7 protein-coding genes are annotated in these 15,597 nt (G+C 74.4%); 3 read left to right on the top strand and 4 right to left on the bottom strand.

Annotated features, from left to right (window positions below):
* Window positions 1–306: 306 nt before the first annotated feature.
* Complete coding sequence (locus AC5Y4D_RS20200) at window positions 307–9,045, top strand: PE family protein (RefSeq protein WP_500038064.1); 8,739 nt, start codon at window positions 307–309, stop codon at window positions 9,043–9,045.
* A gap of 61 nt (window positions 9,046–9,106) precedes the next feature.
* Here AC5Y4D_RS20200 and AC5Y4D_RS20195 read toward each other — a convergent pair whose 3' ends face one another.
* A complete protein-coding gene (locus tag AC5Y4D_RS20195; protein ID WP_500038063.1) occupies window positions 9,107–10,117 on the bottom strand; it encodes a MaoC family dehydratase in 1,011 nt (336 codons plus the stop codon).
* Between the two features lie 56 nt (window positions 10,118–10,173).
* On the opposite strand from AC5Y4D_RS20195, the gene AC5Y4D_RS20190 reads away from it, so the two are divergent.
* Both AC5Y4D_RS20190 and AC5Y4D_RS20185 read left to right on the top strand, forming a co-directional pair.
* A complete protein-coding gene (locus tag AC5Y4D_RS20190; RefSeq protein ID WP_500038062.1) occupies window positions 10,174–11,352 on the top strand; it encodes an acyl-CoA dehydrogenase family protein in 1,179 nt (392 codons plus the stop codon).
* Between the two features lie 75 nt (window positions 11,353–11,427).
* Window positions 11,428–11,805 carry a CD225/dispanin family protein gene (locus AC5Y4D_RS20185; protein WP_499993592.1) on the top strand — a complete coding sequence of 126 codons (378 nt, stop codon included), beginning with the start codon at window positions 11,428–11,430 and terminating at the stop codon, window positions 11,803–11,805.
* On the opposite strand, the gene AC5Y4D_RS20180 is transcribed toward AC5Y4D_RS20185, so the two are convergent.
* From AC5Y4D_RS20180 to AC5Y4D_RS20170, 3 genes are read right to left on the bottom strand one after another with little or no spacing between them, the layout of a single operon-like run.
* On the bottom strand, window positions 11,799–12,737 hold the full coding sequence (locus AC5Y4D_RS20180) for an enoyl-CoA hydratase/isomerase family protein (RefSeq protein ID WP_500038061.1): 939 nt from the start codon (window positions 12,735–12,737) through the stop codon (window positions 11,799–11,801). The two genes, AC5Y4D_RS20185 and AC5Y4D_RS20180, sit on opposite strands and share 7 nt — an antisense overlap.
* A 3-nt stretch (window positions 12,738–12,740) precedes the next feature.
* Complete coding sequence (gene fadD4, locus AC5Y4D_RS20175; RefSeq protein ID WP_500038060.1) at window positions 12,741–14,264, bottom strand: fatty-acid--CoA ligase FadD4; 1,524 nt, start codon at window positions 14,262–14,264, stop codon at window positions 12,741–12,743.
* 24 nt (window positions 14,265–14,288) lie between these two features.
* Complete coding sequence (locus tag AC5Y4D_RS20170; RefSeq protein WP_499993596.1) at window positions 14,289–15,527, bottom strand: calcium:cation antiporter family protein; 1,239 nt, start codon at window positions 15,525–15,527, stop codon at window positions 14,289–14,291.
* Between the last annotated feature and the right edge of the window lie 70 nt (window positions 15,528–15,597).

Here is a 15,597-nt window from a genome sequence, read left to right as displayed (position 1 = left end):
ACGGTCGGGGTCGGCGGCACCGCGGGCACCGGACCCGCCGGCACCGGCAAGGGCGGACTCAACGGTCTGGGCGCCAACGGCGGCGACGGCGGCGCCGGCGGCAACGGCGCAGCAGGCACCAACGGCGACAACGGAATCAACCCCGGTGACAGCGGCACCAACGGAACCGCCGGCGGCAAGGGCGGCAACGGCGGCGAGGGCGGCACCGCCAGCGGCACCGGTACGACCACGGGCGCCGGCGGCGCCGGCGGTCAGGGCGGCGTCGGCGGCAAGGGCGGCTCGGGGCTCAACGGCGCGACCGGAACGATGACCGCGGGTGCGGGCAACGCGGGCGGTGCCGGCGGCAACGCCGGCCACGGCGGCAACGGCGGCGCGGGCGGCAACGGCGGCGCCGCGGGCGCAGCCACCGCCGGCATCACCAAGGGCGCCGCGGGCAATGGCGGCGCGGCCGGCAACGGCGGCGCGGCGGGCAACGCCGGGGCCGGCGGGGTCGGCGCCAGCGGCGCCAACGGCACCGCGGGGATCAACAACGGCGCTGGATACACCGGCGGTGGCGGCGGCGCCGGCGGTACCGGCGGCAACGGCGGCAAGGGCGGCAACGGCGGCGCGGCCGGCGGTGCCGGAGCGATCGCCGGAACCAACGGCAACGGCGGCGCGGCCAGCAGCGGCGGCGCCGGCGGATTGGCCGGTTCCGGCGGCAACGGCGTCAGCGGCGCTGCCGGGCAGACCGGAGTCAACGCGGGCGCGGGCACCGCAGGCGGCGACGGCGGCGCAGGCGGCAAGGGCGGCGCCGGCGGAACCGGTGGCAACGGTGGTGCCGCGGGCACCGGCGGCACCGGCGGCACCGCAGGGGCCAACGGTAACGGCGGCGCCGGCGGCAAGGGCGGTAACTCCGGTGCGGCCGGCAACGGCGGCAACGGCGTGGCCGGCACCCTGGGCAACCCGGACGGCGGTGCGGGTGGCGCCGGCGGTAACGCCGGCGCGGCCGGCTCGGGCGGCACCGGGGGCAGCGCAGGTACCGGCGGTACCGGCGGCACTGCCGGTGGCACGGGCGCAACCGGTACCGGTGCCAGCGGCGGCAACGGCGGCAGCGGCGGCGCCGGCCTGGCCGGCACGACCGGCAGCAACGGGACCAACGCCCTCAACCCGCACGGCGCCGACGGCACGGCCGGCGGAACGGGTGGCGCCGGCGGTGCTGGCGGCAAAGGCTTCGGCGCAGGCTTCAAAGGCGGCAACGGCGGCGCAGGCGGTACGGGTGGCACCGGTGGCAACGGCGGTAGCGGCATAGACGGCAGCAACGGAGTCGCCACCGCCGGGGTCGGCGGCGCCGGAACCGCCGGTGGTAACGCGGGCAGCGGCGGCGCCGGCGGCAGCGGCGGCGCCGGCGGCGCCGCGGGAGCGGCCAACGGCGGCGCTGCCGCGGGCACCGCGGGCAGCGGCGGCAACGCCGGCAAGGGTGGCAACGCCGGCACCGCCGGCAATGGCGGCAGCGGCGCGGCCGGCGCCAACGGCACCTCGAACACCAACAACGGCGCCGGTTACGCCGGCGGCGAAGGTGGTGCCGGCGGCAAGGGCGGCAACGGCGGCAAGGGCGGCACCGGCGGCGCGGCCGGTTCCGGCACCGGCGGCACCGCCGGGACCAACGCCGGCGGCGGCAACGCCAGCAACGGTGGCACCGGCGGCGCGGCAGGCAACGGTGGTACCGGCTTCACCGGCGCCAACGGCGTCAGCGACGCGAACAACTACAACAACGGCATCGGCGGCGGCCAGGCCGGCGGCGACGGCGGCAACGGCGGCACCGGTGGCGTCGGCGGCGCGGGCGGCACGGGCGGCGCGGCCGGCGGCTCCGGCGCCAGCGCGGGCACCAACGGCACCGGCGGCATCGGCGGCAAGGGCGGCAACGCCGGCACACCCGGCAACGGCGGCAACGGCGCGGCAGGCACCAGCACCAACGTCAACGGCGGCAACGGCGGTAACGGCGGCAACGCCGGCGCCATCGGCAAGGGCGGCGCCGGCGGCACCAACGGCGGCGGCGGCACGGCGGCAAGTGGCGCCAACGGTGCGGGGATCACCGGCATCGTCGGCAACGGCGGTAGCGGCGGTAGCGGGTTCAGCCCGCAGGCTGCGGGCGCCAGCGGCGGCGACGGTGGCGCCGGCGGTGACGGCGGCAACTACGGCAACGGCGGCGCCGGCGGTAAGGGCGGCAACGGCGTGGCCGGCAACGACGGCGTCGACGCGAGCAAAGCCGGCGGCGACGGCGGCAACGCGCAGGTCGGCGGGTCCGGCGGTGACGGCGGCCGCGGCGGCAAGGCCGGTGTGAACGCCGGCAACGGTGGCGCCGGCGGTGCCGGCGGTCACGGCGCCGACGGCGGCGATGGTGGCGACGGCCAGAACGGCAACGCCGGTGTGGCCGGGCAGGACAAGTACGGCAACGGCATCGGCGCCGGTCAGAACGGTGGGAACGCCGGCAGCGGCGCCAAGGGTGGCAGCGGCGGCAACGGCGGCCTCGGCGGCAACTCGACCAAGGGCATCGCGGGTACCTCCGGTGCCGGCGGCAACGCCGGTAACGGTGGCGACTCGGGCACTCCGGGTGACGGCGGCGCGGGCGCGGCCGGCACCTCCACCAACCCCACCGGTGGGGCCGGCGGTAACGGCGGTAACGCCGGTGGCGTGGGCGCCGGCGGCGAGGGCGGCAGCAACGGCAACGGCGTCGGCTTCGGCAAGTACGGCGTCGACGGCGCCCTGCCCACCACCCCGGTCGGCAACGGCGGCGACGGCGGAGCCGGGTTCACCTCGACCGCTGCCGGCGCCAACGGTGGTGACGGCGGCGCCGGTGGCAAGGGCGGCAACTACGGCAGCGGCGGCAACGGCGGCGCCGGCGGCAACGGTGTGGCGGGCGCGGTCGGCCAGAACGGGGTCAGCGACGGCGACAACGGCGGCACCGGCCAGGCCGGTGGTACCGGCGGCAAGGGCGGCGCCGGTGGTGACGCCGGCAGCCAGCTGGGCGACGGCGGGTCCGGCGGCAAGGGCGGCGCCGGGGCCGACGGCGGCAAGGGCGGCCTGGGCCACGGCGGCGGCGACGGCGTGTCCGGCGTCGACGAGTACGGCAACGGCGTCGGCGCCGGCCAGCACGGTGGCAACGGCGGCGACGGTGGTGTCGGCGGCGGCGGCGGTGCCGGCGGCGCGGGCGGAAACGCGGGTCCGTTCGGTGTCAAGGGCGTCATCGGTGACGGCGGCAATGCGGGTAACGGCGGTGCCGCGGGTGGTTCGGGCAGCGGCGGGAACGGCGCGGCCGGCATCTCCGGCGCCACCGCCGGCGGCGACGGCGGCAACGCGGGCAATGTCGGCAAGGCGGGTGCCGGGGGCATCGGCGGCGTGGACGGTGCCGGCGACGCGAGCGGCCTGAACGGCAAGGCCGGCGCCAGCTTCACCGGCCCGTCCGGCAACGGCGGCAACGGCGGCGTCGGCCACAGCTGGGCGCCCAACGCCACCGACGCCAACGGCAACGGCCTGGCCGGCGGTGCCGGCGGTAAGGGCGGCAGCGGCGGCACCAACGGCAACGGCGGCAACGGCGGCGCCGGCGGTGCCGGCTCCAACGGAGCCAACGGCGTCAACAACGGCAACACCGGCTCCGACGGCAGCAACGGCGGCAACGGCGGCGCCGGCGGCCAGGGTGGAGCCGGCGGCGCCGGCGGCACGACCATCGGTGACGGCGGCGCCGGTGGCAAGGGCGGCAACGCCGGCAGCGGCGGCAACGGCGGTAACGGCACCAACGGCGACGACGGCGTCCCGAACAAGGACTACTACGGCACCGGCATCGGCGGCGGACAGAACGGCGGCGACGGCGGTACCGGCGGTACCGGCGGCGCAGGCGGCGCCGGCGGCGCGGGTGGCACGGCGACCAAGGGCGTCGCGGGCGCCGGCGCGGCCGGTGGCAACGCCGGTAACGGCGGTGACGGCGGAACCCAGGGCAACGGTGGCGACGGCGCCGCCGGCACCGCTGCCAACCCCGACGGCGGCAAGGGCGGCAAGGGCGGTGACCCGGGCAGCGGGTCGGCCGGCGGCGCCGGCGGCAGCGGCGGCGCCAACGGCAGCGGCACCGGCACCGGGGCCAAGGGCAACAGCGGGGCCAACGGCTCCACCCCGGTCAACGTCGGCGGTAACGGCGGCCAGGGTGGTGACGGCTACAACGCCACCGTCCCGGGTGCCAACGGCGGCAAGGGTGGCGCCGGCGGTGACGGCGGCCTGTACGGCGACGGCGGCGCCGGCGGTAACGGCGGCCAAGGCGCGACCGGGCAGAACGGCACCAACGGCACCAGCACCGACCCGAACGGCACCGACGGCAAAGCCGGTGGCAATGGCGGGGCCGGCGGTGACGGCGGCAAGAGCGGTGCCCTCAACGGCCACGGCGGCGCGGGTGGCAACGCCGGCAACGGCGCGGCCGGCGGCACCGGCGGCAACGGCGCCAACACCGCCGCGGGCCTCGGTGGCAACGGCGGCAACGGCGGCAACGGCGGTCTGGGAGCGGCCGGCGGCAAGGGCGGCGACGGCTTCCTCGGCGGCGGCGACGGCGGGCAGGGCAGCAACCCCGGTGCCGGCGGCACCAACGGCACCGCCGGGAACGGGCCGGGCGGGTCGGGCACCAACGGGACGCCCGGCACCACGCCCACCACGGCGACCGGTCACGGCGGTGACGGCGGCGACGCGTTCGGCGTCCCCGGCGCCGGCCAGACCGGCTACGCCGGCGGCAACGGCGGCAACGCCGGCGCGTACGGCAACGGCGGTAACGGCGGCGACGGTTACACCGGCGGCACCGGCGTGACCGGCAGCACCGGCGGCCCGGGCCAGGACGGCGGCGTCGGCGGCACCGGCGGCACCGGCGGCGCCGCGGGCAAGGGCGGCAACGGCGGCACGATCCAGGGCAACAGCGGCAACGGCGGCAACGGCGGTGACGGCGGAGCCGGCGGCGTCGGCGGCAAGGGCGGCACCGGCGACTTCAGCGTCAACGGCGGCAAGGGTGGCAACGCCGGCAACGGCGGCACCGGCGGCAAGGGCGCCAACGGCGGCGCCGCCGGCCTGGTCACCAACGGCACCGTCGGCACCGGTGGCAACGCCGGCGACGGCGGCAACGGCGGGGTGAGCGGCGTCGGCGGCACCGGCGCGGCCGGCACCAAGGCCAACCCGAACGGTGGGGCCGGCGGCAACGGCGCCAACCCCGGGGCGGGCGGCAGCGGCGGCACCGGCGGCACCGGTTCGACGCCGGGCGCCAACGGCAGCAGCGGCAGCATCCCGACCACCCTGGCCGGCGACGGCGGCGTCGGCGGTGCCGGCTGGAACTCCGACGACCCGACCAAGGCCGGCGGCAACGGCGGGGTCGGCGGCAACGCCGGGCAGTACGGCGAGGGCGGCGCCGGTGGCAAGGGCGGCAACGGGGCCAAGGGTTCGACCGGCGCAAACGGTGCCGCCCCCGGCGCCAACGGCAGCAGCGGCGGCAACGCCAGCGCCGGCGGCGACGGCGGTACCGGCGGCAAGGGCGGCACGATCGCCGGTGACGGCGGCATCGGTGGCGCCGGTGGCTACGGCGGCGACGGCGGTACCGGCGGCAACGGCGCCGGAGGCATCAACGGCGGCGACGGCGGCGACGGCGGTACCGGCGGCAACGGCGCCGGAGGCGGCAAGGGTGGCACCGGCGGAGCGCCCAGCGTCCCCGGCTACAACCAGGGTGCCGGTGGCGTCGGCGGCAACGGCGGCAACCAGGGCATCGGCGGCAACGGCGGCAACGGCGCCGACGGCACGGCAGGCAACCCCCATGGCGGCCACGGCGGTGACGGCGGCGTGCTCGGTGCCGCGGGTGGTCTCGGCGCCGGCGGCACCGGGTCCACTACCGGCGCCGACGGCAAGGCCGGCGGCGTGCCCGTCGGGACCGGCGGCAACGGCGGCAACGGCGGTAACGGCTTCAACCCGACCACGCCGGGAACCAGCGGCGGCAACGGCGGTAACGGCGGCGCCGCGGGCCAGATCGGCAATGGCGGCAACGGCGGCAACGGCGGCAACGGGACCGCGGGCACCGCGGGCGTGAACGGCACGGCGCTCGGCCAGAGCGGCACCAGCGGCCAGTCCGGCGGCTCCGGCGGCCTGGGCGGCAACGGCGGCGACAGCGGCTCGATCTCAGGCAACTCCGGCAACGGCGGCAACGGCGGCAACGGCGCGACCGGCGGCAAGGGCGGCAACGGCGTGCAGGGCAAGGCCGGTCTGCAGGGAGTCAACAACGGCGCCGGCGGGGGCGGTGGCGACGGCGGCAACGGCGGCGACGGCGGTGCCGGCGGCAACGGCGGCAAGGCCGGCAACCTGCTCGGCACCGGCACCAAGGGCACCGACGGCAACGGCGGCAACGGCGCCAACGGCGGCAAGGCCGGTACCCCGGGCAACGGCGGCGCCGGCGCCAACGGCACCGTCACCAACCCCAACGGCGGCAACGGTGGCGACGGTGGCGACGCCGGCATCGCGGGCAAGGGCGGCGCCGCGGGCGTCGGCCTGACCAGCGGCACCGCCGGCACCGACGGCGCGTCGGTGGTCGGCCCGGCCGGCAACGGCGGCCAGGGCGGGGCGGGCTACAACCCGCTGACCAAGGGCTCCAGCGGCGGCAACGGCGGCAACGGCGGCAACGCCGGCACCATCGGCAACGGCGGCAACGGCGGCGCCGGCGGCAACGGCGTCGACAACATCGCCGGCGCCAACGCCACCAGCCCCGGCGACTCCGGTGTCGACGGCCGCGCCGGCGGCAACGGCGGTAACGGCGGCGCAGGCGGCCAGGGCGGCTCGATCTCCGGTGACGGCGGCAAGGGCGGTGCCGGCGGTAACGGCGCCAACGGCAGCGCCGGCGGCAACGGCAAGTCCGGGCTGAACGGGGTCGCGGACGTCGACCAGTACGGCACCGGCGTCGGCGGCGGCGAGAACGGTGGCAACGGCGGCGCCGGCGGCGCCGGCGGCAACGGCGGCAACGGCGGCGTCGGCGGCAAGGCCACCCCCGGTAAGGGTCTGGACGGTATCGACGGAATCGGCGGCAACGGCGGCAACGGCGGCAAGGCCGGCACCCCGGGCGACGGCGGCAACGGCGCGAACGGCACCGTGACCAACCCCGACGGCGGCGTCGGCGGCAACGGTGGCAACGAGACCGCAGGCAAGGGTGGCACCGCGGGCACCTCCGGCACCCAGCCCGGCACGCCGGGCACCAATGGCGCCATCGCCGGCGGTGCGGTCGGCAATGGCGGCAGCGGCGGCAACGGCTACAGCCAGACCGCCGCCAACCCGGGCACCGCGGGCGGCAACGGCGGAGCCGGCGGCAACGCCGGCAGCCACGGCAACGGCGGGGCCGGCGGCAACGGCGGCAACGGTTCGGCCGGCACGGCGGGCAACGCCGGATCCGGGGCCGGCGCCAGCGGCACCGACGGCATGCACGGCGGGGCCGGCGGTCACGGCGGCAAGGGCGGCGCCGGCGGCTCGGTCTCCGGCAACGGCGGCAAGGGTGGCAACGGCGGCACCGGCGCCACCGGCGGCGACGGCGGGGCCGGCGTGAACGGTGCGGCCGGAGTGGCCGGAACCAACAACGGGGCCGGACAGAACGGCGGCAACGGCGGCACCGGTGGCAACGGTGGCAACGGCGGCAACGCCGGTCTCGGCGGCAGTGCGCCGGGCGGGATCGCCGGGGCCGACGGCAACGGCGGCAACGCCGGCAACGGCGGCAAGGCCGGCACCCCGGGTGACGGCGGCGCGGGTGCGGCCGGCACGGCCACCAACCCGCACGGCGGCAAGGGCGGCGACGGCGGCACCGCCATCGTGGGCAAGGGCGGCACCGGCGGCACCAACAGCGGTGGCACCGGCAGCACCGGCAGCAACGGCGCCAACGGCGCGGCTCCGGTCGGCGCGGTCGGCAACGGCGGCGCTGGTGGCGCCGGGTTCACCCAGACCAGCACCGCGGGGGCCAGCGGCGGCAACGGCGGTAACGGCGGTAACGGCGGCACCTACGGCAACGGCGGTCACGGCGGTGCCGGCGGCAACGGCTTCGTCGGCGCGACCGGCGGGACCGGCCTCGTCGGCGGCAACGGCGGGTCGGGCGGCATCGGCGGTGACGGCGGCAACGGCGGTTCGATCTCCGGCAACGCCGGCAATGGCGGTACCGGCGGAAACGGCGCCAACGGCGGCACCGGGGGCGCCGGTGTCAACGGCACCACCGGCACGGTGGGTGTGAACAACGGCGCCGGCACCAACGGCGGCAACGGCGCCAGCGGCGGCGCCGGGGGCAACGGCGGCGCAGGCGGCAAGGCCGGATCGGTCACCCTGGGCACCGCGGGCACCGATGGCGCAGGTGGCAAGGGCGGTAACGGCGGCACCGGCGGTAAGGCCGGGGCGGGCGGCGCCGGGGCGACCGGTGACATCAACGTCAACGCCGGTGCCGGCGGCAAGGGTGGCGACGGTGGGATCGGCGGTGCCGGTGGCGCCGCGGGCACCGGCGGCGCCGGCGGCGGGACGACCGGCGCGGGCGGTCTGGGCGGCAACGGCGGCAGCGGCGGTGGCGGCGGCACGCCGGGTGCCGGGGGGGCCGGTGCGCAGGGAACCGCTGCCGTCCCCGACGGCGGTAAGGGCGGCGACGGCGGCACCGGTGGCAAGGGCGGCGCCGGCGCAGCAGGCGGAACCGGCGGTAGCGCCGGGGCGGGCGGCACCGGCGGTAAGGGCGGCAACGGCGGCACCGGTGGTGCGGGCGGCAGCGCGGTCGGCACCGGCGGCGCGGGCGGCAGCGGTGGCGGCGTCAACGGCAACGGCGGCAACGGCGGCACGGGCCCCAACGGCGGCAGCGGCGGCGACGGCGGCAACGCCGGTAGCGGCGGGTCGGGCGGCACCGCGGGCGCTAAGGGCAGCGTCGGCAATGGCGGCGCCGCCGGCACCGGCGGCAACGGCGGGACCGGTGGCGCGGCGGCGGGCACCGGGATCGCCGGCGTCGCGGGCGGCAAGGGCGGCAACGGCACCGCGGGCAAGGCCGGCACCTGATAGACGAGCAGGCCGACCGCCGGGTCCAGCAGCGTGGCTTGGCGGTCGGCCTGCTATCCAGTCAGAACTGCAGTGCGCGCCAACGCCAATCCAGTACCTGCCGGTCCGGCTGCTCCCCCGAGCCGGCGACGGCGTAGACCAGCGACCGCAACCCCAGCACGCCGCCATTGGGCCTCGGCTCGGCGGATTCGATGTGCAGCTCGCTGTAGAGCGTGTCCCCCTCCCGCACCGGCCCGGTGTGGTCACAGGACTCCCAGCCCAGCACCGTCGCCAGGTTCGGCAGCAACCGGTTGGCCTGCGCGAACGCCAACGCGATGGTGTGCCCGCCGTAGACCAGCCGCTGCCCGCCGACTCGCGAATCGTGGTGTACCGCAGCGATATTGAGCGTCAGGCGGGCCAACTCGGGCGCGCTTGTCACCACGTCGGCGGTGCTGTGCAGTACCGCACCCGCCAGCGCGGGGTCGAAATGCGGTCCCGGTACGCGCCGCCGGAAGGCCTCGCCGTCCCAATCCTCGGTGGGCGCGGTCACCGGGAGCACCGCGTCGGCGCCGATGGCAGACAGGTCGTCGGCCCGGTCGGTGCCCTGCCCGTCCGGGCCGGCCGGCAGCATCGCGCAGCGGTAGAAGTCCAGAACCAACTGGTCGGCCTGGTCGATGGTGGTCATCCGCAGCGCCGCCAGACCGGTGGGGGCCCGGCCGGGCTTGGCGGCGTTGGCGCGCAACCCCACGACCTCGGTGCGGGTGTAGATGGTGTCGCCGATCACCGGGAAACGGTGGAACGTCAGCCCGCGGTAGAACAGGTTGGCTTTGACGCGCTGGGTCGCCAGCGTCGACTGGCCGATCGCCACGTTGCACACCAGGCCCGGGTGCGCCAGTGCGGCCGGTGCGCCGGTCACCGCGGTGCACAGCGAGCTGTCCAGCGAGAGCCGCAGCCGGTCCCCCACGATCGCCTGGTGGGCGCCCGCCAGCCCGGCCGTCAGCGTCACCGAAGGCGCCCAGTCGAACACCTGGCCCACCGAGAGGTCGTCGAAGTAGGCCCCGCCCGCCCGGATGCCCGCATACCCGTAAGTCACAAAGCCCCATGCTGGCAGGCTGGGAAACCGAATGTGCACGCGGGAGGGCGGTAGTGATGAGCCGGGAATCCAACAACCTGGGCGCTGACCTGGATGACGAAGAAGCCATGCTGGTCGCCACCGTGCGCGCTTTCGTCGACCGCGACGTGAAGCCGACGGTGCGTGAGGTCGAACACGCCAACACCTATCCGGAGGCGTGGATCGAGCAGATGAAACGCATCGGCATCTACGGTCTGGCGATCGACGAGGAGTACGGCGGCTCGCCGGTGTCGATGCCGTGTTATGTGCAGGTCACTCAGGAGTTGGCGCGCGGCTGGATGAGCCTGGCGGGCGCGATGGGCGGCCATACCGTGGTCGCCAAGCTGCTCACGCTGTTCGGCACCGCGGAGCAGAAGCGAAAGTTCCTGCCGCCGATGGCAACCGGTGAGCTGCGGGCCACCATGGCGCTGACCGAGCCGGGCGGTGGTTCCGACCTGCAGAACATGAGCACCACCGCGTTGCCGGACGGCACAACGGAATTGGTGGTCAACGGCGCCAAGACCTGGATCTCCAATGCGCGCCGGTCCGGGTTGATCGCGCTGCTGGCCAAGACCGACCTCAGCGCAACGCCGCGGCACAAAGGCATCTCGGTGTTGCTGGTCGAGCACGGACCGGGACTGACGGTGTCGCGGGACCTACCCAAATTGGGTTACAAGGGCGTCGAGTCGTGCGAACTTTCCTTCGACGGCTTCCGGCTGCCGGCCTCCGCGGTGCTGGGCGGCGTTCCGGGCGAAGGCTTTTCGCAGATGATGAAGGGGCTCGAGACGGGGCGCATCCAGGTGGCGGCCCGTGCGCTGGGTGTGGCGACCGCGGCGTTGGAGGATGCGCTCGCCTACGCCCAGCAACGGAAGAGTTTCGGTCAGCCGATCTGGAAGCATCAATCCGTCGGCAACTATTTGGCCGACATGGCAACCAAACTCACCGCCGCCCGCCAGTTGACCCGTTACGCCGCCGAACGTTACGACAGCGGGCAGCGCTGCGACATGGAGGCCGGCATGGCCAAGTTGTTCGCTTCGGAGGTGGCGATGGAAATCGCGCTGAACGCGGTGCGAATCCACGGCGGTTACGGCTATTCCACCGAGTACGACGTGGAACGCTACTTCCGGGACGCGCCGCTGATGATCGTGGGTGAGGGTACCAACGAGATTCAGCGCAACGTCATCGCCGCGCAGCTCGTTGCCCGGGGCGGAATTTGAGGCGGATAGGGCCGCCGAACGCGCTGTGGTGCTGTATATTTGCCTGACTTCGGACATCCAGGGAAGGCAATCGCCATGAGCTATCCGTCAGATCCGTACGGCGCCTCCCCGGGTTGGCCCGGTCAGCAACCCCAGTTCGGCGGGCAGCCCGGCTACGGGGCCCAGCCGGACAACTATCTGGTCTGGGCGGTGCTGAGCACCGTGCTGTGCTGCATTCCGTTCGGGATCGTCTCGATCGTCTACTCCACCAAGGTGTCCGGGCTGTGGGCGCAAGGCCGGCAGGCCGAGGCCTACGCCGCCGCGGCCAGCGCCAAGAAGTGGGCGATCATCGGCGCGGTCACCGGTGCCGCCAGCTATCTGATCTTCATTCTCTTGTGGTTCCTCGTCTTTGCGGCGGCCATCTCATCGGTCGACCACAGCATCCACACGACGTACACCACCTACGGCTACTGAGCGTTGATCGCGTCGATCAACCCCCACGCCAGCGCGGTTTCGGCGCCGATCGTCTGACCGGAGAGCACCAGATAGGCGGTGCGCCAACGGCCGATGCGCCGGGTGACGCTCACCGTTCCGCCGGCGCCGGGAATCAGCCCCAGGCTCAGTTCGGGTAGTCCGAACACCGAATCAGGTTCGGCCGCAACCCATCCGCAGAATGCGGCCATCTCCAGTCCGCTGCCGAGCACCTGCCCGTGCACCTCGGCGCGGCAGGCCCGCCCAAGCCGGCCGGTCAGCTCGTCCAGCACCAACGCCGGGCTGTGCCGGGTGCGGGCCAGGTGAGCGCTGGCCGGGTCGGCGAAGGTGCCGAATTCGGCGAGATCACCGCCGCTGCAGAACGACGGTCCGTTGCCGCCCAACACGATTCCGGCCACCGACGGATCCAGCTGCGCCACCGCCAGCGCCTCGAGCAGTGCGGCGCGGGCGTCGGTGGAGAAGGCGTTGTGCCGTTGCGGCCTGTCGAAGTCGATCCGCAGGGTGTCGCCGTCGCGTTGCACCGCAACAGGATCGGGGAGTTCTGGCATCTGAGCGGGGCCGCGCTCGGCAAGCCAGCGAGCGAATTCGGGTCCGGCTTGCAGTGTCGAATAGGCCAGCGACTCGGTCACTACACCGGCCAGCGTCGTACCTGCCGGATCGAAGCACCGCAGTACGTCGTCACACACCGCGCTGGCGTGCGGCCAACGCCGGCAACGCAGCGTCAACTGCGTCAGGGTGTCGGCAACCGACGCCACGGTGACCGTGCGCGGATCGGCGCACGGTTGTTCGGTCAGCGTGAAAGTTGCTTGCTGCAACCAGAATTCGTCGGTCACCGAGCCGTACGCGACGATCACGCCCGGCGGCACCGGCGCTTCGCGCTCCGGCGCACTGGACAGATCGATCACCCGGATCATCGATCAGCCTGAGTACTTGTCGACCAGTTCGTTCTTGTATAACTTGCCGGTGTCGGTGCGCGGCAGCGCCTGCTCGAATGCGATCGCTCGCGGACATTTGAAGTGGGACAACCGGTCTCGAAGCCAGCTCGAGAGTTCCTCGGCGAACTCGTCGGTGGCGTCGGCGGGGTCGACGGTCTGCACCGCGGCCATCACCCGTTGGCCCATCTCGTCGTCGGGAACGCCGAACACCGCGGCGTCCAGCACCTTCGGGTGAGTCACCAAGAGGTTCTCGGTCTCCTGCGGGTAGATGTTGACCCCGCCGGAGATGATCATGTGGTGCCGTCGGTCGGTCAGGTACAGATAGCCCTCGTCGTCGAGATAACCGATGTCGCCGACGGTCATCCAACCGTGTTGGTCCCGTGAGCCGGCGGTTTTGGCGGGGTCGTTGAGATATTCGAAGGTGTACCCGCCCTCGAAGTAGATTTCGCCGGCGTGCCCGGGCGGCAGTTCGTTGCCGTCCTCGTCGAGGATGTGCAACGCGCCCGTCATGGGTCTGCCCACCGAACCCGGATGGGCCAGCCAGTCCTCGGCGGTGATCAGCGTCGAACCGATCGCCTCCGAGGACGCGTAGTACTCGTCGACGATCGGTCCCCACCAGTCGATCATCTGCTTCTTGATCTCCACCGGGCACGGCGCGGCGGCGTGCATCACCCGCTTGAGGCTGGACAGGTCGTACGAATTACGCACGGGCTCCGGCAGTTTGAGCATCCGGACGAACATCGCCGGCACGAACTGGCCGTGCGTCACCCGGTACCGCTCGATGGCAGCCAGCGTTTGCTCGGGGTCGAACTTCTCCATCACCACGGTGGTCAGGCCGGCGGCCTGCACGGTCATCGACCACACCGACGGCGCCGTGTGATACAGCGGCGCCGGGCTCAGATACACCGTCTCGGGGTCCATCCAGAACCCGACCAGCGCCGACATCATGCCCGGCGCCTCCGATGGCGGCACGTGCGGCAATTCGCGTTTGATCCCTTTGGGCCGGCCGGTGGTGCCCGAGGAGTACTGCAGCAGGTCGCCTTCGATCTCGTCGGCGATCGGGGAATCCGGTTGGTCGGCAACACATTCGGGATAGCGCTGCCAGCCCGGCAGCGAACCGTCGGCGATCAGCAGCAGTTCCGGCAGTCCGCCGGGCAGGTGGTCGGCCAGCCCCGCGCAGACCTCGCGCAGCGCCCCCGAGCCGACGATCGCCTTGGCGCTGCTGTTGTCGACGATGTAGGCCGCCTCGGGCGCGGTCAGGTGGGTGTTGATCGGCACGTAGTACAAGCCGCTGCGCCGCGCCGCCCACATCACCGCGTGCAGATGCTCGTTGTTCTCCATCAGGATCGCGACCGCGTCGCCCTCGCGCAGGCCCGCTTGCCGGAACAGGTGCGCCAGCCGGTTGGCACGTGCCTCGAGGTCGCCGAACGTCACCACCGTGCCCGACGGGTGCAGGATGACGGCCGGTTTGTCGGGGTGGGTTTGCGCGTGCGGTCGAATCTGCATGGGGCCGACTGTACGACCCGAGCCTCACGCGGCGAACGGCGCTCGCAGCGTCGGCAGCAGATGGCGCCGGTGCACGATCAGGCCCACCACGGCCGCCGCGGCGTAGACACCGCTCAGCACCAGCCGACCCTCGGTCGAGGTGATCGGGAACTGCACGAGGAACAGCGCGAGCAGCGCCCAGGCCAGGTGCCGGTGAAAACGCAGCGCCAGGATCAGCGCCACCCCCATCAGCGTCTGAGTGGCGGTCAGCAGCATCTCCTCGACCTGCCTGCCGTCCAGCACCAGCGCGGTCCCGCCGCCCCCGGCGAGGTGGGCGATCGGCAGCGAACCGACCAGCAGCGTCCATTGGTTGACCTTCGACGAGATCAGCGTGGCGATGGCCACCGTGCCCTTGCCGCGGGCGGCGAAAATGATCGCGATCACGAACTCCGGCGCTTCCGAGGCCAGCGGCGCCAGCCACTGCACCAGCAGGAACCGATCGATTCCCAGCCGGGTACCGGCCCCGATCAGGCTCTCTGCGAACGGTTGCGCGCACACCAGGATCACCACCGCCGCGAACACGAACATCGCGATCACGCCGCTGCGACGGGCCCGCCGCGGCAGCGCGGCCAGCGCGGCGGCCGTTCCGACGAGCTCCGGTTCCTCGACGTCCCCGCGGCTGAGCCGGTAGAGGTAGAACCCGAACCAGGCCAGCAGCACCACACCCAGGGTGATCGGGATGCGACCGGTGGCGGGCACCACGAACGCGACGACACCCGCGATCAGCAGGAAGCCGAGTTCGACGCGGTTGCCGCGCTCGAGCCTGAGCCCCACCACTTGCCGTCCGCTGATCTTGCGGGTCGTCCACACGCCCAGCAGCACCACCACCGGCCAGCCCAGCCCCATCAGCAACCGGTTGGAGCCGGTCATGTTCGCCGCCGCATACTGCGTGTATTCGGCGTGGGATCCGGCGGTATAGGCGTAGTAGAGGTCGACGGCGTATTCCGGCAACACCGCGATCAGGGCCAGAACCGCGACCGCCAGCCCACCGGACACGTCGACCTGCGCGGCCTCGGCTCCCCATGCCAGCAGGAAACTCGCGGCAACGACCGCAGCGCCATAGACGACGAGCGCGACGACCGGGTCGGGATGCAGCCCGATGAACCGGATCACCAGCGCCGGCGCGATGAACAGCAGGGTGGTGAGCAGGGACCGAACCAGCGTGTCCGCCGTCGTCTTTGCCGCCGCAGGGCGGCTCCGACGCCGGTCGGCGAGCAAGGTCATGTCCGCGAGGCTAGCCCGCCCGCGATCGTCTGGCAACTTAGCGAGGCTACGATTTTCTTGGCCAGGGTGT

It is taken from the genome of Mycobacterium sp. NGS67 (assembly GCF_059812185.1).
This window is presented reverse-complemented; position numbering and strand designations above follow the sequence as displayed.